At 64.3% G+C, this 22,614-nt stretch carries 18 protein-coding genes; 7 read left to right on the forward strand and 11 right to left on the reverse strand.

Annotated elements, in window-relative coordinates:
- The first annotated feature begins 260 nt into the window (after positions 1–260).
- From NKL06_RS05995 to NKL06_RS06005, 3 genes are all read left to right on the forward strand, one after another.
- Complete coding sequence (locus tag NKL06_RS05995) at positions 261–815, forward strand: hypothetical protein (protein ID WP_023698594.1); 555 nt, start codon at positions 261–263, stop codon at positions 813–815.
- Positions 816–956: 141 nt separating this feature from the next.
- Positions 957–1,835 carry a uracil-DNA glycosylase gene (locus NKL06_RS06000; protein ID WP_023692822.1) on the forward strand — a complete coding sequence of 293 codons (879 nt, stop codon included), beginning with the start codon at positions 957–959 and terminating at the stop codon, positions 1,833–1,835.
- A gap of 233 nt (positions 1,836–2,068) precedes the next feature.
- Complete coding sequence (locus NKL06_RS06005; RefSeq protein ID WP_023687252.1) at positions 2,069–2,881, forward strand: helix-turn-helix domain-containing protein; 813 nt, start codon at positions 2,069–2,071, stop codon at positions 2,879–2,881.
- A 19-nt stretch (positions 2,882–2,900) separates the two neighbouring features.
- On the opposite strand, the gene NKL06_RS06010 is transcribed toward NKL06_RS06005, so the two are convergent.
- Complete coding sequence (locus tag NKL06_RS06010; protein WP_023687251.1) at positions 2,901–3,803, reverse strand: DMT family transporter; 903 nt, start codon at positions 3,801–3,803, stop codon at positions 2,901–2,903.
- A 419-nt stretch (positions 3,804–4,222) separates the two neighbouring features.
- On the opposite strand from NKL06_RS06010, the gene pepN reads away from it, so the two are divergent.
- Positions 4,223–6,862: an aminopeptidase N gene (gene pepN / locus NKL06_RS06015; protein WP_023692821.1), complete on the forward strand. Its 2,640-nt coding sequence runs from the start codon at positions 4,223–4,225 to the stop codon at positions 6,860–6,862.
- A gap of 302 nt (positions 6,863–7,164) precedes the next feature.
- Positions 7,165–9,486, forward strand: coding sequence for a PAS domain-containing sensor histidine kinase (locus tag NKL06_RS06020; protein ID WP_023684522.1), 2,322 nt, complete (start codon positions 7,165–7,167; stop codon positions 9,484–9,486).
- A 104-nt stretch (positions 9,487–9,590) separates the two neighbouring features.
- Here the strand turns inward: NKL06_RS06020 and NKL06_RS06025 are convergent, their stop codons facing one another.
- The 5 genes from NKL06_RS06025 to NKL06_RS06045 all read right to left on the reverse strand — a co-directional run bounded on the left by NKL06_RS06025 (position 9,591) and on the right by NKL06_RS06045 (position 17,158).
- On the reverse strand, positions 9,591–10,064 hold the full coding sequence (locus NKL06_RS06025) for an EF-hand domain-containing protein (protein WP_023692820.1): 474 nt from the start codon (positions 10,062–10,064) through the stop codon (positions 9,591–9,593).
- Positions 10,065–10,128: 64 nt separating this feature from the next.
- Complete coding sequence (locus NKL06_RS06030) at positions 10,129–13,083, reverse strand: bifunctional [glutamine synthetase] adenylyltransferase/[glutamine synthetase]-adenylyl-L-tyrosine phosphorylase (protein ID WP_023692819.1); 2,955 nt, start codon at positions 13,081–13,083, stop codon at positions 10,129–10,131.
- A gap of 11 nt (positions 13,084–13,094) precedes the next feature.
- A complete protein-coding gene (locus tag NKL06_RS06035; protein ID WP_023692818.1) occupies positions 13,095–14,570 on the reverse strand; it encodes a sensor histidine kinase in 1,476 nt (491 codons plus the stop codon).
- Positions 14,571–14,677: 107 nt separating this feature from the next.
- On the reverse strand, positions 14,678–15,352 hold the full coding sequence (locus NKL06_RS06040) for a response regulator transcription factor (protein ID WP_023670185.1): 675 nt from the start codon (positions 15,350–15,352) through the stop codon (positions 14,678–14,680).
- A 252-nt stretch (positions 15,353–15,604) separates the two neighbouring features.
- Complete coding sequence (locus tag NKL06_RS06045; protein WP_023670184.1) at positions 15,605–17,158, reverse strand: Do family serine endopeptidase; 1,554 nt, start codon at positions 17,156–17,158, stop codon at positions 15,605–15,607.
- Between the two features lie 191 nt (positions 17,159–17,349).
- Between NKL06_RS06045 and NKL06_RS06050 the strand changes: the two genes are divergently transcribed.
- Both NKL06_RS06050 and NKL06_RS06055 read left to right on the forward strand, forming a co-directional pair.
- On the forward strand, positions 17,350–17,619 hold the full coding sequence (locus tag NKL06_RS06050; RefSeq protein ID WP_023692817.1) for a CopG family ribbon-helix-helix protein: 270 nt from the start codon (positions 17,350–17,352) through the stop codon (positions 17,617–17,619).
- Entirely contained in the window at positions 17,616–17,924 is a 309-nt protein-coding gene (locus tag NKL06_RS06055; protein WP_023692816.1) for a type II toxin-antitoxin system RelE/ParE family toxin, read from the forward strand. Before NKL06_RS06050 ends, NKL06_RS06055 begins: the two co-directional genes overlap by 4 nt.
- On the opposite strand, the gene NKL06_RS06060 is transcribed toward NKL06_RS06055, so the two are convergent.
- The 5 genes from NKL06_RS06060 to NKL06_RS06080 all read right to left on the reverse strand — a co-directional run bounded on the left by NKL06_RS06060 (position 17,921) and on the right by NKL06_RS06080 (position 22,485).
- Positions 17,921–18,385, reverse strand: a complete 465-nt coding sequence (locus NKL06_RS06060; protein WP_023670181.1) for a cytochrome c-type biogenesis protein — start codon at positions 18,383–18,385, stop codon at positions 17,921–17,923. The genes NKL06_RS06055 and NKL06_RS06060 overlap by 4 nt on opposite strands.
- Positions 18,382–20,373: a heme lyase CcmF/NrfE family subunit gene (locus NKL06_RS06065; protein WP_023692815.1), complete on the reverse strand. Its 1,992-nt coding sequence runs from the start codon at positions 20,371–20,373 to the stop codon at positions 18,382–18,384. The genes NKL06_RS06060 and NKL06_RS06065 overlap by 4 nt, the downstream gene beginning before the upstream one ends.
- The gene (gene ccmE, locus NKL06_RS06070; RefSeq protein WP_023670179.1) at positions 20,373–20,816 is read right to left on the reverse strand and encodes a cytochrome c maturation protein CcmE; all 444 of its coding nucleotides are present in this window, start codon (positions 20,814–20,816) and stop codon (positions 20,373–20,375) included. The genes NKL06_RS06065 and ccmE overlap by 1 nt, the downstream gene beginning before the upstream one ends.
- A gap of 3 nt (positions 20,817–20,819) precedes the next feature.
- Complete coding sequence (gene ccmI / locus NKL06_RS06075; protein ID WP_023692814.1) at positions 20,820–21,956, reverse strand: c-type cytochrome biogenesis protein CcmI; 1,137 nt, start codon at positions 21,954–21,956, stop codon at positions 20,820–20,822.
- An 85-nt stretch (positions 21,957–22,041) separates the two neighbouring features.
- A complete protein-coding gene (locus NKL06_RS06080; RefSeq protein ID WP_023670177.1) occupies positions 22,042–22,485 on the reverse strand; it encodes an RT0821/Lpp0805 family surface protein in 444 nt (147 codons plus the stop codon).
- Positions 22,486–22,614 lie beyond the last annotated feature (129 nt).

The raw sequence follows: 22,614 nt of genomic DNA on the forward strand, positions 1-22,614 counted from the left end.
CTCCTGCGCTGCATAGCGCATCAATCCGCGACAGGAAACCGGCGCTGACGTGACAATGCCGATTTCGACAAAAAGTCGCGGATAACAACTCTGCCGCAAGCGTTTTGCGCGCGGCCGCGCTCAGCGTCCCATATTTTAATTGTTCGACGGCTCTCTTATCGGCCATACTTATTTCCATGCGCACGCCGTCCGGCTATTCATTGACGCGCTTCCCCCTTCCGCCCGGCCGGACCTGCCGAGCGATCCTTCTCGCCCTTTCAATGCTTACGCCGGTTCGCGCTCAGGCCGAGCCGGTGAAGGTGTGGGCGACCGGCGCCTATTCCTTTTCCGACGAGCTTGGCGGTTTCCACATCACCGGCGCCTCGGGCACCGGCACCAAGGAAGATCCGTTGGTCATCTCCGAGGAGCTGAATTCGTCGACGCCGGTGACGCTCACCATCCGCACCACCAAACCGATCCAGCCGTTCAGCACCAACGGCGAATTCGCCAACGGCATCCTGTACATGCGTATCGAGGTGCTCAACAACAGCGGCCAGGCCTGGGTCGAATTCCAGTTCGAGCTGCAGGAGATACTCAACCAGCCGAGCGTGTTCGGCGACGGCCTGTCCTTCGACCAGCGCAACAAGACGCCCGACAACATCCTGTCGAGCGCGTACGCCGATTTCGACCGCGATTTCGAACCCTATGACCGGCTCTTGTTCAAGAGTGGACAGATCGACCCGCTGAAGAGGGGACGCTTCGAGTTTCTGATCACCGACTACACGCCGCGCTGGACGTTCTATCTGGTGCAGGATCCGCGGATACCGACGGGGTAAGCGGCAGACGCCGTGAAAATCGCCACGAAATGCCCTTCGTGATTGGCGAAAGCCGACGAGCGCGTAATCTCCCTCCTTGAGGGGGAGATTACTAACCGCCCAACCTTGCAAATCGTCTCTCGGCGGACGAATGTGCCCGGTATGACTGCCGCCTCCCCCAACAACCGATCCGACCTGGCCGAGTTGCTCGCCTTCTACGCCTCTGCCGGTGTCGACGAAGCGTTGGAGGACGCGCCGGTGAACCGGTTTGCCGGGGCAGCACCGAAGCGCCCCGAGCGCGCACCGGCGCCAGCCGCGCCGCCTCGCGAAAACAAGGCACCGGAACAAGCCACGGCAAGCCCTGGTCTGGATGCGAGCCGGGTGCCGGACGCGCCGGCGCGCTCCGTGCCGGCCACCGCGACGGTGCCCGACGAGGCGCAGGCGGCTCTTGCCCGGCAAATGGCGGCAAGCGCCTCGACGCTCGACGCGCTGCGCCAGCACATGGCGTCCTTCGACGGCTGCAACCTCAAATTCACCGCCAAGAACCTGGTCTTTGCCGACGGCAATCCGGAAGCGTCGGTGATGCTGGTTGGCGAGGCGCCCGGCCGCGACGAGGACATTGAGGGCCTTCCCTTCGTCGGCCGCTCCGGCAGACTGCTCGACCGCATGCTGGCGGCGATCGGGCTTGATCGCACCTCGGTCTATATCGCCAACGTCATTCCCTGGCGGCCACCCGGCAACCGCACGCCGACGCCGCACGAGACCGAAATCTGCCGTCCCTTCATCGAGCGGCAGATAGAGCTGGTCAATCCGAAGGTGCTGGTCAATCTCGGCGGCCCTTCGGCCAAAACCCTGCTCAACACTACCGAGGGCATCCTGCGCCTGCGCGGCAATTGGCAGGTGCACACGACGGTGTCGGGCACTGCCATTCCGGCCATGCCGACGTTGCACCCGGCCTATCTCTTGCGGACGCCGGCGCACAAGAAACTGGCGTGGCGGGATTTTCTCGAGGTGAAAGCGAAGTTGCGAGAGGTGGGCTAGCTAGCTGATCTCCCCCTTGAGGGCCCTTGGAGGGGGAGATGTCGCCGAAGGCGACTGTGGGGTCGTTGCGCGTGGAGCGCCAACGTCCATTTCCGTAAGAAGGTCGCATCCCGTCGAACCCCTTCTGGCCTGCCGGCCATCTCCCCCTCAAAGGGGGAGAAGATTTCGCCTCGGCCTCCGCTATAACCTCCGACGTAATTGAAATCCCTCTCCCGCCGCCTTAATCCTGCCCGATGACAACAGCCCAAACCTCCGCCGGCAGCCTGATCCGCGAATGGCGCACGCGCCGGCGCATGAGCCAGCTTGATCTCGCAATGGAGGCTGAGATTTCCCAGCGTCATCTCTCCTTCGTCGAAAGCGGCCGCGCCGCGCCATCGCGCGAGATGGTGCTGCATCTGGCCGAGCAGCTTGAGATTCCGCTGCGGCAGCGTAATCAGCTGTTGCTGGCTGCCGGCTTTGCCCCGAGCTTCAGCGAGCGGCCACTCACAGATACGACGCTGGCGCCGGCGCTTGCCGCGGTCGAGAGCGTGCTCAAAGGGCATGAGCCGTTCCCCGCCCTCGCCGTCGACCGGCACTGGAACCTGATTTCCGCCAATGCCGCCATCGGCCCGTTTCTGGCCGATGTTGCCGAGCCGTCGCTGCTCCAGCCGCCGGTCAATGTGCTGCGCCTCAGCCTGCACCCGAACGGCATCGCACCGCGCATCGTCAATCTCGCGGAATGGCGGGCGCATCTGCTGGAGCGGCTGAAACACCAGAACGATGCCGCCGGCGATCCCGTCCTGGTCGAGCTGGAGCGCGAATTGCGAACCTATCCGTCCGGGCTCAAGGGTGCGCGGCCGGTGCCGGTCGAGCCCAACGGCATCGTCCATCCGCTGCGGCTGGCGCATGGCGACCAGGTGCTGTCCTTCATCAGCACCATCACCGTCTTCGGCACGCCGCTTGACGTGACGCTGTCGGAACTGGCGATCGAGTCTTTCTTCCCGGCCGACGAGCAGACGCGAGCGGTGCTGGTGCGGCTGGCGAAGGAACGTGCGGAAGCTAACTGAGCCAACCCCGCGGACCTCCTCACCCCTGTGGTGGCGCTGCCTTGCGCGTTCGGGTGCGTTCCAGGCCGAGTTGGCGCTCGCGCCAGATGATGAACATGCCGGCGGCAACGACGATCACACCGCCGACGAGCGTGTTGATGGTGGCGATATCGCCAAAGGCGAAATAGCCGACGACCACGCCGAGGATCATCGAGGTGTATTCGAACGGCGCCACCACCGAAGCTTCGGCATGGCGGTACGCCGCCGTCATCAAAATCTGCGCCAGCCCGCCACAGAACCCTGCTGCGACCAGCAGACCGGCCTGCAGCGGCGTCAGCGCCTGCCAGCCGAAGGGCAGCGTAAGCAGCGCCATGACACTCGCCGTCGCCGAGAACCACAACACGATGGTCGCTGTTCGTTCAGTCTGGACAAGATTGCGCACGAGCAGGATGGCATTGGCGGAGATTGCTGCAGAAACAAGAGCAGCGATGACGCCCAGCACCTCCTGGTCGCCGAGCGCGACGCCCGACGTGAGCAGCGTCAGCTCCGGCCAGGAGATGATCAGCACGCCGACCAGACCGACCGCAACCGCGCTCCAGCGATAGACGCGAATGGCTTCGCCGAGGAATAGCGAAGAGAACACCACCACCAGCAAAGGCTGGGCATAGTTCAGCGTGATCGCCTCAGGCAGCGGCAGCCGGGTCAGCGCAAAGAAGCCGAGCCCCATGGCGCAAACGCCGACGACACCGCGCGCAATGTGGTTCAGCGGGCGTTTGGTGGCGAACGCCGTACCGAGTTTTCTCTTGAAGGCCAGGAAGGCGATGATCGGGAAGATGGCGAAGAAGGAGCGGAAGAAGACGATCTGGCCGGCCGGCAAAGTGCCGGCGGCCTTGATGCAGGTTTGCATGCCGACAAAGACTGCCACCGACATGACCTTGAGCATGATCCCGGTGAGAACATTAGAGCGCCGCGCGTCGTCTTCGACGCGTAAAGGACGCTCTGACACTTTAAATCTGCGCATCGTGCTTTCCAAAAATCGACATCGATTATTGGGCCGATGCGCGCCGGGATGATCGGACAGTTTCCCGCCCGCTTCGTCTCCAGGCCCGGCTTTCACTGTTTTGTTGCTTCCCGGATCTCCGCTGAGATGCGCGTCGAACGACGCGGTACACAGGCGCCCATGCCGAACTTCGATCTGACGACGGTCATCAAGGCCTCACGATGATGGCGGAAGGGGAACGCCCCGAAATAGGCATTGGCGCAGTTTTGTCGAGTGACCGTTTCGTGTAAAGAGCGCGCAACTTTAGATTAATGGGCCAGGACACGTCAGCGGCTCCGATAGCGACAGGGAAACCCAAGGGAATGCGAACCGATACCGGCCAGGTCTTCAAGCTCGAAGACTACCGCCCCAACGACTTTTCCATCCCGCAAACCGGCCTCACCTTCCGCCTTTCGCCAGACGCAACGCGTGTCACCGGAGTGCTGACGATCGAACGCCGCGATGGCGCCGCCGCCTCGACGTCGCTGGTGCTGGACGGCGACGGGCTGGTGCTCAAGCGCATTGCCATCGACGGTCGCGAGCTTGCCCCGGCCGAGTATCTCGCCACGCCGGACCAGCTGACCATTTTGAGGCCGCCGGCCCGTTTCCAGCTGCTGCTCGAGACCGAGATCGCGCCGGCCAGCAATGAGGCGCTGATGGGCCTCTACCGCTCCAGCAATGTCTATTGCACGCAATGCGAGGCCGAGGGCTTTCGCCGCATCACCTATTTCCTCGACCGCCCCGACATCCTGTCGGTCTATACCGTGCGTATCGAGGCGAGGCTGGACGAAGCGCCGCTGTTGCTTTCCAACGGCAATCCGGTCGAAAGCGGCGCGCTTGCCGACGGCTGGCACTTTGCAGTCTGGGACGACCCCTTCCCCAAGCCGTCCTATCTGTTTGCGCTCGTGGCCGGCAATCTCGGCAAGGTTGCGGACAGTTTCGTCACCATGTCCGGGCGCGAGGTCGAACTCGGCATCTTTGTCGAGCCAGGCAAGGAGGGGCTTGCCGGCTACGCCATGGATGCGCTGAAGCGCTCGATGCAATGGGACGAGCAGGCCTTCGGCCGCGAATACGACCTCGACGTCTTCAACATCGTCGCCGTTTCCGACTTCAACATGGGGGCCATGGAGAACAAGGGCCTCAATATCTTCAACGACAAGTATGTGCTGGCCGACCGGGAAACCGCCACCGATGCCGATTTCGCCAATATCGAGGCGATCATCGCGCATGAGTATTTCCACAACTGGACCGGCAACAGGATCACCTGCCGCGACTGGTTCCAGCTCTGCCTCAAGGAAGGGCTGACGGTCTTTCGCGACCATGAATTCTCCGCCGACCAGCGCTCGCGCGCGGTCAAGCGCATCGCCGAAGTGCGCACGCTGAGGGCACACCAGTTCCCCGAGGACCAGGGACCGCTGGCGCATCCGGTGCGGCCGCGCCGCTACCGCGAGATCAACAATTTCTACACGGCGACCGTCTACGAAAAAGGCTCGGAAGTCGTGCGCATGATCCGCACTATCCTCGGGGCCGAGGCTTTCCGCGCCGGCATGGATCTCTATTTCGAGCGCCATGACGGCGAGGCCGCGACGATCGAGGACTTCCTGAAGGTGTTCGAGGACGTCTCCGGGCGCGACCTGTCGCAGTTCGCGCTCTGGTATCACCAGGCGGGCACGCCGAACCTGACCGTCAGTTCGACGCACAATCCGGCGACGCGCGAGTTTACGCTCGAGATCGAGCAGTCGGTGCCGCCGACACCGTCGGAGAGCCGCAAGCGCCTGATGCACATTCCGCTCGCCTTTGGCTTGGTCGGCGCCGGCGGCGAACCGGTCGCCTATGGCGGCGTCGAAGGCGCCACCGTCGAAGACGGTGTCATCCATATCCGCAAGCGCCGACAAATGGTGCGCTTCTCAGGCGTCGCCGAGCGGCCGGCGGTGTCGCTCAATCGCGGCTTTTCGGCGCCGATCACACTTTCGGTCGAGCAGAAGGCCGACGACCAGTTCTTCCTCGCCGGCCATGACAGCGATGCCTTCGCGCGCTGGCAGGCGTTCAACACGCTGCTCACCGATGCGCTGATAGCGGCCTTCCGCCAGATCCTCGGCGGCGCGAAGCCGGCTTTCACCGCCAGGCTGACCGGACTTGCCGGCAAGATCGCCGGCGACGAGACCCTGGAACCTGCCTACCGGGCGCTGGCGCTGTCACTTCCGGGCGAGGCCGACATTGCCCGCGACATCGGCACGAACATCGATCCCGACGCCATCTTTGCCGCTCGCGAGGCGTTGGCGCTGGCAATCGCGCGCGCCAATCAGCAAACGTTCACCGACCTATACGGCCGCCTCGCCGGCGACGGGCCGTTCAGCCCCGACGCGGCAAGTGCGGGACGCCGCGCGCTGCGCAACATCCTGCTCGACTACCTCTCGCTGCTGCCGAAAGGTGCTGCGCTCGCCGCCCGGCATTTCGAAACCGCGACCAACATGACCGACCGCGCCGCAGCGCTGACCGTCCTTGCGCACCGCCATGACGGTTCGCCGGAGGCGATCACGGCGCTGGCCGATTTCGAGGCGCGTTATGGCGCCGATCCGCTGGTCATGGACAAATGGTTCCAGATCCAGGCCAGCGTGCCGGGACGCCGGACAGTCGACACGGTACGCGAGCTGACTGGTCACGCAGCTTTCTCGATGGCCAATCCGAACCGGGTGCGCTCGCTGGTCGGCACATTCGCCAGCGCCAACCAGACCGGCTTCCACCGCGCCGATGGCGAAGGCTACCGGTTTTTTACCCAGACCGTACTCGAGGTTGAAAAACGCAATCCGCAAGTGGCGGCCAGGCTGGCGACAGCGCTGCGCTCGTGGCGCTCGCTGGAGCCGGGCAGGCAAGCCAAGGCCAGGGAAGCGCTGCTGGCCATCGCCGGTGCCGAGAACCTGTCGGCGGATTTGCGGGACATTGTGGAGCGAACGCTGGCTTGAGCGCCTCTTCCCTTCTCCCCCTGTGGGAGAAGGTGGATCGGCGCTTTAACGCCGAGACGGATGAGGGGTGTTCCAGCGGAGTGAAACGTCGGCGTTCCCTGGAACACCCCTCATCCGTCGCCTTCGGCGACACCTTCTCCCACAGGGGGAGAAGGGAAGATCCTGCGTTATTTCAATCAATTTTTAATGTTTTTTCGGCCGCGCCTCTGGACAAGGCGAATCACCTTTGATTCTTTACAGACGATTCGGATGTGCGGTGTTGCCGGATCGTCAAGCGTACGGAAATTCGGGGAGTGCCATTTATGGCCAAGGCGGACGCGTGGGGCGCGCCCGAAGGGACGGCTTTTGAGCGGCGCAAGGCGCGAGGCGACGGCCTCGCCGGCAATACGCGGCTCATCGCTGAACCAGCCTACCGGCGGCTCCTGGCTGCCGAACCCCTTCTGCGCCGTTCGATACCGGCTCTCATCATCATCTTCCTGATCGTCATCGCCGCACTGCGCGTGCTGTCGCTGATGAACGAGCGCGACGAGGCCGAGCGCGATGGCAAGGCGGTGCTAGGTCTCGCCGCCGGCCAGATGGCGAACGCAATCTCGGCCGACCCGACCGCGGCATCCAGCGGTGCAATTGATCTTCTGGAAAGCACGAGCCGCCAGGGCGCCATGGGCAGAAGCCATGTGCTTGTGATCACCGACAGCGCCTTCAAGATCATTGCCGTGTCGCCGCTGTCGACCGGCTGGCAAGGGCGATCGCTGGACAGCCTGGTGCTGGACGGCCAGCCGCTGTTCATGTTCGGCGACCGCGCCGGGGTCATGGATGTCAGCATCGGCGGCCAGGACTGGTACGCGGCGGTGAGCCTGACCCGGGACCGCAAGAACGCCGCCGCCGTGCTGGTGCCGCAGGAAGCGGCGTTCGACAACTGGCGCAAGACCGTCTCGCTCAACGTCACGCTGTTTGTGCTGACAGCCGGCGTGCTGATCATCATCCTCTACGCCTATTTCGGCCAGGCATCGCGCGCCCAGACAGCCGACCGCATCTATCTCGAAGCCCATCAGCGCATCGACATGGCGCTGGTTCGCGGTCGCTGCGGCCTGTGGGACTGGGACATGGTGCGCGGCAAGATGTACTGGTCGCGCTCGATGTACGACATGCTGGGCTACGAGCCCTGCAACTCGATGCTGTCGTTCGGCGAGGTCGACGACATCATCCACCCCGAGGACGGCGACCTGTTCGAGCTGGCCAACAAAATCGTCGAGCGCGAGATCGACCATATCGACCAGGTGTTCCGGATGCGTCACGCCGACGGCCAGTGGGTGTGGATGCGCGCCAGGGCCCAGGTGATCGACCCGGAAGCGCCTGAGATCCAGCTGATCGGCATTGCCGTCGACGTCACCGAGCAGCGGCATCTGGCGCTGCGCTCGGAGGCGGCCGACCTGCGCCTGCGGACCGCGATCGAAAACATCAACGAGTCCTTCGTGCTGTGGGATGCCGCCCAGCGCCTGATCATGTGCAATTCCAAATACCAGAAGGACAACGGCCTGTCGGACCGCGACGTCATGCCGGGCGCTGCGCGCGCCGTGCTTGAAGAGCGCATGCTGGCCTTCGCCTCTGAACGGCGGCTGGCCAACACCAACGGGCCGCAAGGGGGCGCAACCTTCGAGCGGCAGCTCTCCGACGGCCGCTGGCTGCAGGTCAACGAACTGAGGACCCGGGACGGCGGCACGGTCTCCGTCGGCTCCGACATCACCCAGATCAAGCTGCACCAGGAAAAGCTGGTCGACAGCGAGCGCCGGCTGATGGCGACCATCCACGACCTCAGCCTCGCCCGCCGGGCCGAGGAAGAGCGCGCCAAGGAACTGGTCGAGCTCAACCGCGAATATATGAAGGAAACCGAGCGCGCCGAGGCCGCCAATCGGGCCAAATCCGAATTCCTGGCCAACATGTCGCACGAGCTGCGCACGCCGCTCAACGCCATCATCGGGTTCTCCGAACTGATGGAACAAGGCCTGTTCGGGCCGCTCGGTTCGCCGCGCTACGAGGAATATGCCAACGACATCAACGGCAGCGGCAAATATCTGCTCGGCGTCATCAACGACATACTCGATATGTCGAAGATCGAAGCCGGCCAATTCTCGGTGGACCGCGAGGAAATCGATCTCTGCCCGCTGATCCGCGAGACGGTGCGGGTGATCTCGCTGCAGGCGGCGGAGAAATCGATCACGGTCGAAACCCGCATCGCCGATACGATGACGCTGTTCGCCGACCGCCGGGCGATCAAGCAGATCGCCATCAATCTGCTGTCGAATGCGGTGAAGTTCACCGGCCAGGGCGGCCATATCTCGGTGCGCGCCCGCAACACGTCAGGCGCGCTGGTGCTGACCATCGAGGACAATGGCTGCGGCATTCCGAAGGAGGCACTGAGCAAGCTTGGCCGCCCCTTCGAACAGGTGCAGAACCAGTTTTCGAAGAACCACGCCGGTTCCGGCCTCGGCCTTGCCATCTCGCGCTCGCTGGCCGAGTTGCAAGGAGGAGCGCTGAAAATCCGCTCGACCGAAGGCGTCGGCACGATCGTGTCGGTGCGCATCCCGGTGAAGAAGGCGCAACCGGCGGTGAAGGCGGCGGCCTGACGGCCCGCCAATGCGAGCGGTGCTCTCCGCCGCGTTCAAGGACTGAGTAGCCCCGGTCATGTAAGGGCTCCGGCGGCTTTCGCCGCCGGAGACATATCGCCATTTCACTCCATGCTGTCGTCGCCGCCGTCCCATTGGTGGTGGCGGCCCATGCGGCCTTTCTTTGAGAGTTCGTTGCGCTCGATCTTGCCGTCATTGTTGCGGTCGAGCATGGCGAACACCTTCTTCTCGCGCCCGGTGATGTCGTCCGTGGTCAGCGTGCCGTCGCCCTTGCTGTCGTAGCGGGCAACGATGCGCTTGGCCATTTCCTCGAACCGCGCCTTCTCCAGCGCGTCAGCGAGCTGGGCGACTGTCAGCTTGCCGCCATTATCGGCGACCAGCTTCTTCAGCCGCGCGTTCATGGCGTCGGAAAACTGGTCGAAGCTGATGGTGCCGTTGGAATCCTTCATCGCCTTGTCGAGGCGCATCATGGTGCCCTCGCGCATTCTGGCGCTGGCATTGTTCTCGGCATAGGCGGTGGTGCCGACGGCGCCGGCAAGCGCGATGAAGGCAAGGGCAAGTCCGGTTGTCTTTCTCATGGGTATCTCCTGTTGCATCGTCACCTCCGATGCGATCCGAAACAGCCGCCAGCGCTTCACGCCCTCACAACCGTTTCGTACGAAGCAAAAGGTCGAAATCCTTTCTGACCTTTTGCGACGTCTCCTTGAGATGTGCTTCCAGCACACCGAAATCCGGCAGGTCAGTCACCGCCAGAAGCAGATCCGACAATCCCGGCGGAACGTCATCGCGTTCGAATGCGCCGGTGAGGCAAAGCCGCGTCATCTGGGTCAGCGCCAGATAGAGCTGGTAGGCTTCGCAAAGCTGCTGCCTGACGTCGGCCTCGGCGAAATCCGGCGACAGATGCGCCAGGATTTCGCCGGTCGCGGTCACCCTGCGGCCGGCTTCGACCTGCCCGGTTATAACCGCCACCTGCGCGATGAATTCGAGGTCGATGAGGCCGCCGGAGATGAGCTTGATGTCCCAGAGATCGCGCGGCGATTTTTCCTTCTCGATCAGCGCGCGCATCTCGGATGCCTCCGCCCTCACCTTGGCGGCGTCGCGCGGCAAGGCCAGAAGTGCCGCCACCTCGGCCTCGACCTCGGCGCAAAGGGCCGCGTCGCCGCCGATGGCGCGCCCCCGGGCCAGCGCCATGTGCTCCCAGGTCCAGGCCTCCTGGCGCTGGTATTTCTTGAAGGCATCGATGTGGGTGGCCACCGGCCCCTTGTTGCCGGATGGCCGCAAGCGCAGGTCGAGCTCGTAGAGAACGCCTTCGGCGGTCGGCGCCGAGACAGCCGCGATCAGCCGCTGCGTCATCCTGGTATAGTAGTGCGATGGTGCGAGCGGCTTGTCGCCGTCGGACTCGTCGGCATCCGGGTCGTGGTCGTAGAGCAGAATGAGGTCGACGTCGGAGCCGGCGGTGAGCTCGCGGCTGCCGAGTTTGCCCATGCCGAGCAGCGACACGGTGCCGCCGGCGATGCGGCCATGACGCAGCGCGAATTCGGTGGTCACCGCCTGCAATGCGGCGTCGATGGTGAGGTCGGCGAGATCGGAAAAGGCGCGGCCGGCGCGCGCCGGGTCGATCGAGCCGGCGAGCAGCCTGACACCGATCAGGAATTTCTGCTCGGAGGCAAAGATGCGCAAACGGTCGAGCACGTCCTCATAAGCCCGGTCGCCTTCGATGAAAGCGGCCAACCGCGCTGAGAGATAGGCTCGGTTGGGCAGTTCGGCGAGCAGCGCCGGGTCGAGCAGACCGTCGAAGACATGCGGGCGCCTTGTGATGATTGCCGCCAGCCGAGGCGCGGCGCCCATGATCGTCGCCATTAGTTTCAGCAGGGCGGGATTCGACTGCAGCAGCGAAAACAGCTGGATGCCGGCGGGCAGGCCGGCGAGGAATTCGTCGAAGCGAACCAGCGCCTCGTCGGCCCGGCGCGTCTGGCCGAAGGCTTTGAGCAGCGCCGGCGTCAGTTCGGTCAGCCGCTCGCGCGCTTCCGCAGACTGGGTGACGCGGTAGCGGCCGAAATGCCAGCCTCGAATCACGCGGCAGATGTCGCTTGGCCGCTGGAAGCCAAGGCCGTGCAAGGTCTGCAGCGTGTCGGGATCGTCGACATCGCCGGTGAAGACCAGATTGCCGACGCCGGCCGACAATTCAGGCGCGGTCTCGAACAGCGCGGCGTAATGGCGCTCGACCTCATGCAAAGCCGCGCGAAAGGTTTCGGCAAATCTGGCGGCATCGGCAAAGCCCAGCATATGGGCGATGCGTTCCAGCCCTTCATCATCGTCGGGCAGAATATGCGTCTGCTCGTCGGCGACCATCTGGATGGCGTGTTCGACGCGGCGCAGAAACCAATATTGCTGCGTGAGCGCGTCGCGTGCATCGGCGGTGATCCAGTTGCGCGCCGCCAGCGCACCCAGCATCGGCACCGTCTCGCGCCCGCGCAGCTCCGGAAAACGGCCGCCGGCGATCAGTTGCTGGGTCTGGACGAAGAATTCGATTTCGCGAATGCCGCCGCGGCCGAGCTTGACGTTGTGTCCTTTGACCGCGATCTCGCCATGACCCTTGTGGGCATGGATCTGGCGCTTGATCGAATGAACGTCGGCGATCGCCGCATAGTCCATGTATTTGCGCCAGACATAGGGCTGCAATTCCCGCAGGAACGCGTCCCCGGCATCGAGATCGCCGGCCACGGGACGCGCCTTGATCATGGCGGCGCGCTCCCAGTTCTGGCCGCGCGCCTCATAGTAGCGAAGTGCTGCCTCGACCGGGATCGCCAGCGGCGTCGAGCCTGGATCGGGACGAAGCCTCAAATCGGTGCGGAAGACATAGCCGTGCCCGGTGCGGTCCTGCAGGATGCGGACCAGCCTGCGGGTCAGGCGCGCAAACAGCTCTGTGGCCTCGAGCGGATCGACGATTGCCGGCGCATCCGGATCGAAGAAGACGACGAGGTCGATATCGGAGGAGAAATTCAGTTCATGCGCGCCAAGCTTGCCCATGCCGAGCACGATCCAGCCGGATTGCCGTGACGGATTTTCGGGATCGGGCAATTTGACCTTGCCTTGGCTGTGCGCCTCGCGCAGCAGGAAGTCGACCGCCGCGCAGGTGCAGGCATCGGCGAGATTGCTGAGGCGCCTTACCGTCAGCGCGGCATCGGCCTCGCCGGAGAGGTCTGCAAGTGCGATCAGGAAGTGAGCTTCACCCTTCCACTGCCTGAGTTCCATCATCAGGCTGGATTCGGAAACGGTCTCGGAAAAGGCGACCTTGCCGATCGCTTCGGCGATGGCGAGCAGCCGAGCCTCGACACTGCCATCGAACAGCGCGTCGAGGATTTGCGGCCGGCGGCGCGCGACATCGCGGAGGAAGGGCGAGAGGTCGAAGACGGCAGCGAGAAACTCCTGTGCGGCGCCCTTGCCCCCTAGGAATTTCGCCAGCCGCGGCAGGTTCTCGTCCTTGGCATCGCCAGCGATCTCCGACAGTTCACGCCGGGCGCGGGCCTCATCCAGCGGCGCGAGCTGCGCCGCCAGTTGCAGGCGCCATTCGGTCTCGATCCGTTTCGCAGCCATCCTCACCGCCATCAATGGTCCTCCCGCGCCGGGAAGCTCATGATAACGGACAATCCGGGATTGGCAGGCAGAAGTTCAAGCCGGCCATTGTGAAAAGTCATGATCGCCTTGGCGAGGCTGAGGCCAAGACCGGATCCCGGCTGCGAGCGGCTCTTTTCCAGCCGCACGAAGCGCTCGGTCGCCCTGGCGCGGTCGGCATCGTCGGGGATGCCATGGCCATTGTCGGAAACGGAAAGGCGGATTTCGTGACCGACGCGCTGCAGGGCTACGCGCACGGCAGGCTTTTCCGTCGCATCGGTCGAGTATTTGATGGCGTTGTCGACGATGTTCGACAGTGCCTGGCCGATCAGCTCGCGGTTGCCATCGACGGAAAAATTCCCGTCCGCGGCAGTTTCAAGCACCACGCCAGCCTCCTCCGCCACCGGCTCATAAAGCTCGACAACGTCATGCACCGCGGCGGCGAGATCGACCTTGCTGGTGCTCTCCGAGGAATAGCCGGCCTCCAGCCTGGAGATCATCAGGATGGCGTTGAAGGTTTTTATCAGCTGGTCGGATTCGGCGATGGTGCCTTCCAGCGCCTGCCGGTAGTCGGTGGTCTTGTGCTTGCCCGAAAGTGTCGCCTCAGCGCGGTTGCGCAGTCTGGTCAGCGGCGTCTTCAAATCATGGGCGATGTTGTCGGAGACCTGCTTCAGCCCTTCGTTGAGCGTCGCTATCCTGGCCAGCATGGTGTTGAGGTTTTCCGACAGGCGGTCGAACTCATCGCCGGCGCCGGTCACGGGCAGCCGTCCCGTGAGATCGCCGCCCATGATGCGGCGGCTTGCCTCCGAGACGCTGTCGATGCGCTTCAGCGCGGCGCGGCCGACAAGGAACCAGATCAGCAGCCCGCCCAGGCCCATCATGCCCAGCGCCAGCATCAGGGCGCGGCGGACGACGGCGCGGAAGCGCTCGGGCTCGCCGAGATCGCGGCCGACCAGCATGATCATCTGGTTGGGCAGCCGCAGCACCAGCGCGATGGCGTTGTGGCCCTTCTCGCCCTCGGACTGAATTTCGGTCTCGCCGGGCTGCGCGCCATTCGGGTCAGAAGCCTGGTTGCGCTGCCGTTCGAGCTCACCTTCGCCGAAACGGCGATAGGAGAAGGGTTCGGTCGTCCAGCCATCGGTCTCGAGCACCCCCGGTGCCAGGCTCTGCACGTTGCCGGTGAGGATCTGGCCGTTGACATCGGCAATGAGATAGAGGTTGGCGCCGGGCTGGCGCGAGCGCTGCTCGACGACGCGCACCAGCCGCGGCAGGCCGCCGCTCTGATAGGCACGGGCGAGGCCGAGCACCTCGTCATTGATGGTCTGCTGGGTCTGGCCGGTCAGCATGCGGGCCGACAACGACGTCATGTAGAAGACCAGCAACACGGCACATAGCGCGAAAAGCAGGAAATAAAGCGCTGAAAGCCGCGCCGCCGTCGTCCTCATGATGGCCGGCAGGGAAAGGGCCATCGAGTTCTAGCTCATGATGAGATTTGGCTGAAATCTCATCATGACCTACCCCTTTGTTGGAGCATGATCTTCTCCAAAAACCGGTACCTACTTTTTGGGATCATGCTCTAGCCGCTCTTCAGCATATAGCCGGCGCCGCGAACCGTATGCAGGATCGGCTTGTCGAAACCCTTCTCGATCTTGCCACGCAGGCGCGAGACGTGAACGTCGATCACGTTGGTCTGCGGATCGAAATGATAGTCCCAGACATTTTCGAGCAGCATGGTGCGCGTCACCACCTGGCCGGCATGGCGCATCAGATATTCGAGCAGGCGGAATTCGCGCGGCTGCAGCGTGATCTCGCGCGCCGCGCGCTTGACCGAATGGGACAGCCGGTCAAGCTCGAGATCGCCGACCCGGTAGACGGTTTCGGCCTCCCTGGCGCTGGCGCGGCGGTTCAGCACCTCGACGCGGGCGAGCAATTCGGAAAAGGCATAGGGCTTGGTCAGATAGTCGTCCCCGCCGGCGCGCAGACCGGTGACGCGGTCATCGACTTCGCCCAGCGCCGACAGGATCAGCACCGGCGTGGTGTTGCCGCGCGAGCGCAGGCCGGCAATGACGGAGAGCCCGTCGCGGCGTGGCATCATGCGGTCGACGACCATCACGTCATAGTCGCCGGCATCGGCCAGCGCAAAGCCGGTTTCGCCGTCGCCGGCGACATGGGCGGTGTGCCCAGCCTCGGCAAAGGCCTTCTGCATATAGTCGGCCGCCTCGCGATCGTCTTCTATGACGAGAATCTTCATAGAGCCGTTATACGCGATTTCGCCGGAAGATTGAGAGGCCGCCATAAGCGCAAAAGCTTTCGTTCAAGCATGTCGTTTTGCCAAACCGCCGTGCACTTTGGGCGACATGCTTTGCGTTAGAGCGGCAGCGGGCGATGGGGGCCCGCTGCCGCCGGGGGCAGAACACGATGACTGACTAACGCATTCGGCCCCTGGCTTTCCCGTGCGGCGGCTCGGGGGTGTTGAAACCGCCGCACTGGAAACTGTGTGATGTCAGCCTTTGGCGACTGGCAGCGCGACGAAGCGGTTTGAATCGTCGCGGGTGATCTGCATCAGCACCGCCTTGCGGCCGGACTTGACCGCATCGGCCATCGCCTTGGCGACGTCTTCGGTGCCGTTCACCTCCGTCGAATTGACCGAGGTGATGACATCGCCGGGCTGGATGCCGCGGTCGGCGGCATCGCTGTCGGGATCGACATCGGTCACCACCAGCCCCTTGCCGTTTTCCGACTTGGTGACGGTGAGGCCGAGATCGGCCAGCGCGGCGGGCTTTGCCGGTGCTGCGGGCTGCTGCGGGTCGGCCGAGGCCTGCTTGTCAGTGGATGGCAACGTGCCGAGATCGACCTTGATGGTCTGGCTCTTGCCGTCGCGCCACACCGTGACGTCGACCGACTTGCCGGGTGGGTAGGCGCCGATCAGACGAGCCAGTTCCTTCGGCGATGCGACGTCCTTGCCTTCGACCTGGGTGATCACGTCACCGGCGGTGATGCCGGCCTTCTTGCCGGGGCCACCGTCCTGGGCGCCCGAAACCAGAGCCCCGTTCTGCGACTTCAGGCCCAGCGATTCGGCGATGTCCGATGTAACCGGCTGGATTTCGACGCCGAGCCAGCCACGCTGCACCGAGCCGCTCTTCATCAGATCCTGCACCACCTGCTTGGCGGTCGAGGCCGGAATGTCGAAGGCGATGCCGACGCTTCCGCCCGACGGCGAGAAGATCGCGGTGTTGATGCCGACGACCTGGCCGTTGAGGTTGAAGGTCGGGCCGCCCGAATTGCCGCGGTTGACCGAAGCGTCTATCTGGATGAAGTCATCATAGGGACCGGCGCCGATATCACGGCCACGGGCCGAGACGATGCCGGCGGTGACGGTGCCGCCGAGGCCGAACGGATTGCCGACGGCCACCACCCAGTCGCCGACGCGAACCTTGGAATCGTCGGCGAAATCGACATAGGTGAACTTGCCGACGCCATCGACCTTGAGCACCGCCAGATCGGTGCGCGGATCGGTGCCGATCAGCTTGGCGTCAAGCTCCTTGCCGTCATTCATCACCACTGTGAAGGCGGAGCCTTCCTCGACGACATGGTTGTTGGTGACGAGATAGCCGTCATCGGAGATGAAGAAGCCAGAACCCTGCGCCACCGGACGCGGCTGGTCGTTGTTATGGTCGCGGTGGCTGAAGCGACGATTGCCGCCGCCCTGGCCGTTCTGATCGCCAAAGCCCCGGAATTGCTTGAAGAACTGGCGCAGCTGCGGATTGTCGGGGAGGTTGTTCATGCCGTCCGGATCGTCGGACTGGTCGGAGCCGTCATCGGCGGCAGGCTCGATCTTGGCCTTGACCTTGACGCTGACCACGGCCGGCGAAACGCGCTCGACGACATCGGCAAAGCCCGGCACCTGGGGCGCTTCGACCCGCACGGCATCGGCCAGAACGGGAGCTGTACCAGTGGCAACGGCGCCGAAACCGATGCCGCCGGCAATGGCCAGCGAAGCGGCGGCGGCCAACAGGCGCTTGCGGGTGCGGGAATATGGGTTGGGGGCGATAGTCATGGGTCTCATATCCTCTTTTCACTGGATGCGGCTCAGGCAGAGCATCCTCGGACAAGAGAAATAGAGAGGCGCACATTACCGCGCCATTTCCGAAGCATGAAAGTTTTGTAATGTTGGGCGGACGCACAAATCGCTTGGTTGCGCTCGCCTGCTGCCCTATGGTGTACACAACTCAGCACAAGGCTTTCACAATGACAGCAAGCACCACCATGACCATTCGAGTCTCGTCCGAGACCAAGCTGAAGCTGGAGCAGATCGCTACCGATACCAGGCGTAGTAAATCGTTCCTCGCCGCCGAGGCGGTCTCAGCCTATGTCGATCGCGAGCTGGATATCATCGAAGGCATAAAACGTGGCACGGCCGACGCAGAGGCTGGCCGCGTCGTGCCCCACGACGACGCCATGGCGGAGGTCGACGCGGTGATCGAAGCAGCGAAAGCCAGGCGCGCAGGCAAGGCGTGAAGCGGTTCGTCACCTGGTCGCGAGAAGCGCTGGACGATCTCACGCAGCAAGTTGCCTTTATCGCTCAGGACAATCCTGCCGCCGCCCGACGCCTCGCGGACCGTATCCGTGAAATGGGCCGGGGCCTTGGTGATATGGCGACGGGCCGACCTGGCCGGGTAACAGGCACTTATGAGAAGCCCATCGGCCGCCTGCCCTACATCATTGCCTATGAATTGCGCCTGATCGCCGGCCGTCAGAGCATTGTTATCCTGCGCGTCATCCACACGTCGCGGGACTGGCCTTTGGAGGAATGGCCGAGCTAGTCGCTCAGCATCTTGTCCAGCGCCGCCTGTTCCTCGGCGCTCAGCGCCTTGGTTGCCAACGAGCGGCGCGAGCGTGTGGTCAGCACAATGAAAATGCCGCCGACTAGAAGCAGAAGCACCGGCGTGCCCCAAAGCAAGGCGTTGCGCGGGCTGAAGCGCGGCTTCAACAGCACGAACTCGCCGTAGCGCGACACGATATAGTCCATCACCTGCTGGTCGGTATCGCCGGCAACCAGGCGCTGGCGCACCAGGATGCGCAGGTCGCGGGCGAGGTCTGCATCGGATTCGTCGATGGACTGGTTCTGGCAGACCATGCAGCGCAGGCCTTCCGACAGTAGCCGCGCCCTCGCCTCGAGCGCCGGATCGGTGAGAACCTCGTCCGGTTTCACCGCTTGCGCCGCGCCGGCAAACAGCAGCGCCAGAAGCAGGGTGAGCGAGGCCAACGAGAACCTGGTGCTCACGGCGCGCCTGCCGACGGCATGGAGGCTGCCTGCTTGCGGCGGCGCGAGGGTGCGCCAACCCGCAGGCGACGGTCGAGCAGCGACATTGCGGCTCCCGCCATCATCACCAGAGCTCCGCCCCAGATCAGCGTCACCAGCGGCTTCCACCACAGGCGCACCACGACGGATCCATCGGTGCCTTCATCGCCCAGCGACAGATAGAGCTGGCTGAAGCCGATCGTCTCGATGCCGGATTCGGTCGTCGTCGTCTGCCGCACCGGAAAGAAGCGCTTGGCCGAGGTGATTTCGGCTGAAACGCCGCCATCGGCGCCGATCAGGGAAAAGCGGCCGCGCTGCTCGCTGTAGTTCGGACCCTGCGCCGGGAAGAGGCCGTCGAAACGCAGCGTGTGGCCGGAGAGTTCGACGCTCTCGCCGGCATGCATCGACAGTATCCTTTCGGTGCCGAAGCACAGCGTGCCGACAATGCCGAGCGTCGTCAGCCCGAGGCCGAGATGGGCAAGTGCAGTGCCGAACACCGAACGCGGCAGGCCGGCGAAACGGCGCAGCATGATGGCGGGCGACGCATTGCCAAAGCCGGACTTGACGGCGAGGTCGGTGAGCGCGCCGCAGACCAGCCAGCAGGCGAGGCCGACACCAAGGGCGGCGAACACCGACGCGCCGTCGATGAACAGCCCCGTGACCAGCATCGCCAGGAGAGCGGCGCCGAAAGCCGCCATCAGGCGCTGGGCGACGGCATAGAGGTCGCCGCGCTTCCAGGCTAGCAGCGGCCCGAACGGAACCACGACCAGCAGCGGCACCATCAGCGGGCCGAATGTCAGGTTGAAGAACGGCGCGCCGACCGAGATCTTGCCGGCCGAAAGCGCCTCGACCGCGAGCGGATAGAGCGTGCCGACCAGCACGGTGGCGGTGGCCGTGGTCAGGAACAGATTGTTGAGGACAAGCGCGCCTTCGCGCGAGATCGGGTGGAACAGGCCGCCGGCCGTCAGCCGCGAGGCGCGCAGCGCAAACAGGGCCAGCGAGCCGCCGATGAACAGCGTCAAAATGCACAGGATGAAGATGCCGCGGGTCGGATCGGTGGCGAAAGCATGCACCGAGGTCAGCACACCGGAGCGCACCAGGAAGGTGCCGAGCAGCGACAGCGAGAAGGTGAGGATGGCTAGCAGCAGCGTCCAGATCTTGAGCGCCGAGCGCTTTTCCATGACGATTGCCGAATGCAGAAGAGCCGTGCCGGCCAGCCACGGCATGAAGGAAGCGTTTTCGACCGGATCCCAGAACCAGAAGCCGCCCCAGCCGAGCTCGTAATAGGCCCAGTAGGAGCCCATCGCGATGCCGCCGGTGAGGAACATCCAGGCGACCAGCGTCCACGGCCGCACCCAGCGCGCCCAGGAGGCATCGATGCGGCCTTCGATGAGGGCGGCGACCGAGAAGGAAAAGCAGATGGAGAACCCGACATAGCCGAGATAGAGCAGCGGCGGATGGATGGCGAGGCCAAGATCCTGCAGGACCGGGTTGAGATCGCGGCCCTCGATCGGCGCCGGATTGAGCCGGGTGAACGGATTGGATGTCGCCAGGATGAACAGGAAGAAGGTGGCGCCGATAGCCCCCTGCACGGCCAGCACATTGGCGCGCAGCGTCGCCGGAAGGTTGGAGCCGAAGACAGCGACCAGCGCACCGAAGAAGGTCAGGATCAGCACCCAGAGCAGCATCGAGCCTTCGTGATTGCCCCAGGTTCCGGTGATCTTGTAGATCAGCGGCTGCAGCGAATGCGAGTTTTCCCACACGCTCGCCACCGAGAAATCGGAACTTGCATAGGCGCCGGCGAGTGCTGCGAACGATAGCGCCGCGAGCGCGAAGCCTGTGACCGTGACGGGACCGCCGACAGCCATCAGCCTCTGGTTGCCGGTACGGGCGCCGATCAGCGGCACCAGCGTCTGCACCAGCGACAGCACAAAGGCGAGGACGAGCGCGAAGTGTCCGGTCTCAACCATTACTGGCTCTTGCTCTCTTGCCACACGCCCTTGGCCTTCAGCCCGTCAGCGACTTCCTTGGGCATGTAGCGCTCGTCATGCTTGGCCAGCACGCTGTCGGCGACGAAAACGCCGTCGGCGCCAAAGCTGCCTTCGGTGATGACGCCCTGCTCCTCGCGGAACAGATCGGGCAGGATGCCGGTATAGCTGACCTTGACCGATTTGTGCGTGTCGGTGACCGAGAACGCAACCGTCGCGCCCTGCCCGCGCACGACCGTGCCCTTTTCGACGAGGCCGCCGAGCCTGATGCGCTGTCCCGGCTGCAAGCTGGCGGTGGTCAGATCGGCGGGCATATAGAAATAGGAGGCCTTCTGGCCCAACGCATAGAAGGTCAGCCCGGTGGCGGCGCCGAGGAAGGCAAGACCTCCGACAATCACCGACAATCGCTTCTGCTTGCGCGTCATGTCCTACTCCGTCGCCGTCAGGCCGAGCGAGGCGGCAAAGGCGGTGAATTTCTTCGCTTCCTCACTGTCGGCGCCAAACACGGCAATACCGCGATGCAGCGCGTCGCGCGCCTGGTCGGCCTTCCCCAGCACAACATAGGAACGAATGAGCCGCATCCATCCTTCCGTGTCGCGCGGATTTTGCCGCAATTTTTCGTCGAGGCCGGCGACCATGGTTTCGATCATGGCCTGCCTGTCCTGCGGCGCCATCGACGAGGCGGCATCGACGGCTGCGGCGTCGGGGCCTTTGGCGGGCTCTCCTGACGCGACGCTGCGGTTGGCGGCCTCGGCCAGTGCCTGTTGGACAGCTCCGCGCCATGGCGAATCCTGCGGCAGGGAATCGAGCATTTTCTGCCAAGCCGTGGTTGCCTCGGGTATGCGGCCTTCCTGGGCCAGCGCCATCGCCAAATAGAACGAGGCTTTCGCGTTTGCCGGGTCGAGTTTTAGCGCCTGTTCGAAAGCGGATTGCGCATCGGCCGAAACGATGCCGCCGGCCGCATTGGCAATCGCTTCGCCGAGACCGGCCTCGCGGGCAGCCGTGTCGCCATCGAGGCGGATGGCATTGCGATAGGCGGTCACGGCATCGGGAAAGCGCTGCAGGCGCAGATAGATCGGGGCGAGCACGTCCCAGCCGCGTCCATCGCCAGGGTTGGCGGCAAGATGGGCCTCGGCGCGCGCCACCAACTCATCGACCGAACTATCGGCCGGATTCTTGGCCAGCCGTTCGGCAAGCGGCTGCGACGGCAGATCGGGCGAGCCGAGCTGGCTGTACATGCCCCAGCTGAGCAGCGGGACCATCAGCACCGCTGATGTCGCCACCAGCCTGGCCGCCTTTGACGGCTGCTGAAGCGTCGCGGCATCGGCCTGGCCGGCATTTCCCAGCCGAAGGATGCGGCGGGCGATTTCGGCGCGCGCCTCCTCGGCTTCCGCCGGCTGGATCAGGCCGCGCGCGGCGTCACGCTCGAGCTCGGCCAATTGATCGCGATAGACTTCGAGGTCATGGTCGCTGCTGGTCGGAGCGTCCGTGCCGCCGGTCAGCGGCAGCAGCACCGCCAGGCTTGCGCCCAGCGTGAGGAGTGCGGCTATGACCCAGAACAGCATGGTTCTTCCAATAGAGCGAGAGCCCTGCTCTCACAACATGAGGTCGCTGCGACGCTTTGACGGGATTCCGACCCCGGCCCAATGTTCAGGTCAGCGGCGTCCAGCTGCCGTCGGCGTTGCGGCATGCGGTGCCCCGCGCGGTCTGGCCGCCCGTGCCGGTAAACACCGTATGGGTGTACTGGCGGCAATCCTGCGAGCCGACGCGGTAGGGCTGGGCCGCGACGACTTCGCCGGAATGGGCCGAACTGTCGCCCTTCCAGGTCACCTTCTGGCCGCTCGCGGTATATTCGAGCGCCTTGTACTCCGCCTCGAGCGCCTTGCGCTTCTCGGTGCTGGTCAGGCCGCTGCCGATCGACCCGCCGACGAGCCCGCCAGCCATGGCCGAGATGATCGTCGTCGCGACCTTGGCACCCGAGGGAGGTGACGCGGGCGGATTGGTGATGGAGATATCCGGGCCACTGCCCTTGCCCAGCGTTCCGCAGCCGGAAAGAGCGAGCAGTGCGGAAACGAGCGCAACGCGAATCTTCATGCCAACAACCGGTTTTCTTGAACGGGATGCGCTGGGGGCCGCGTCATCGGGGGCGTCAGGACGTCATACTATTGACATTTGTCGGAAATTTGGCCGTTTTTAACGGCTTTTGTGCAATCGAGGGGCCGC

The organism is Mesorhizobium sp. C268A, from assembly GCF_040324475.1.
Taxonomy (GTDB): Bacteria; Pseudomonadota; Alphaproteobacteria; order Rhizobiales; family Rhizobiaceae; genus Mesorhizobium.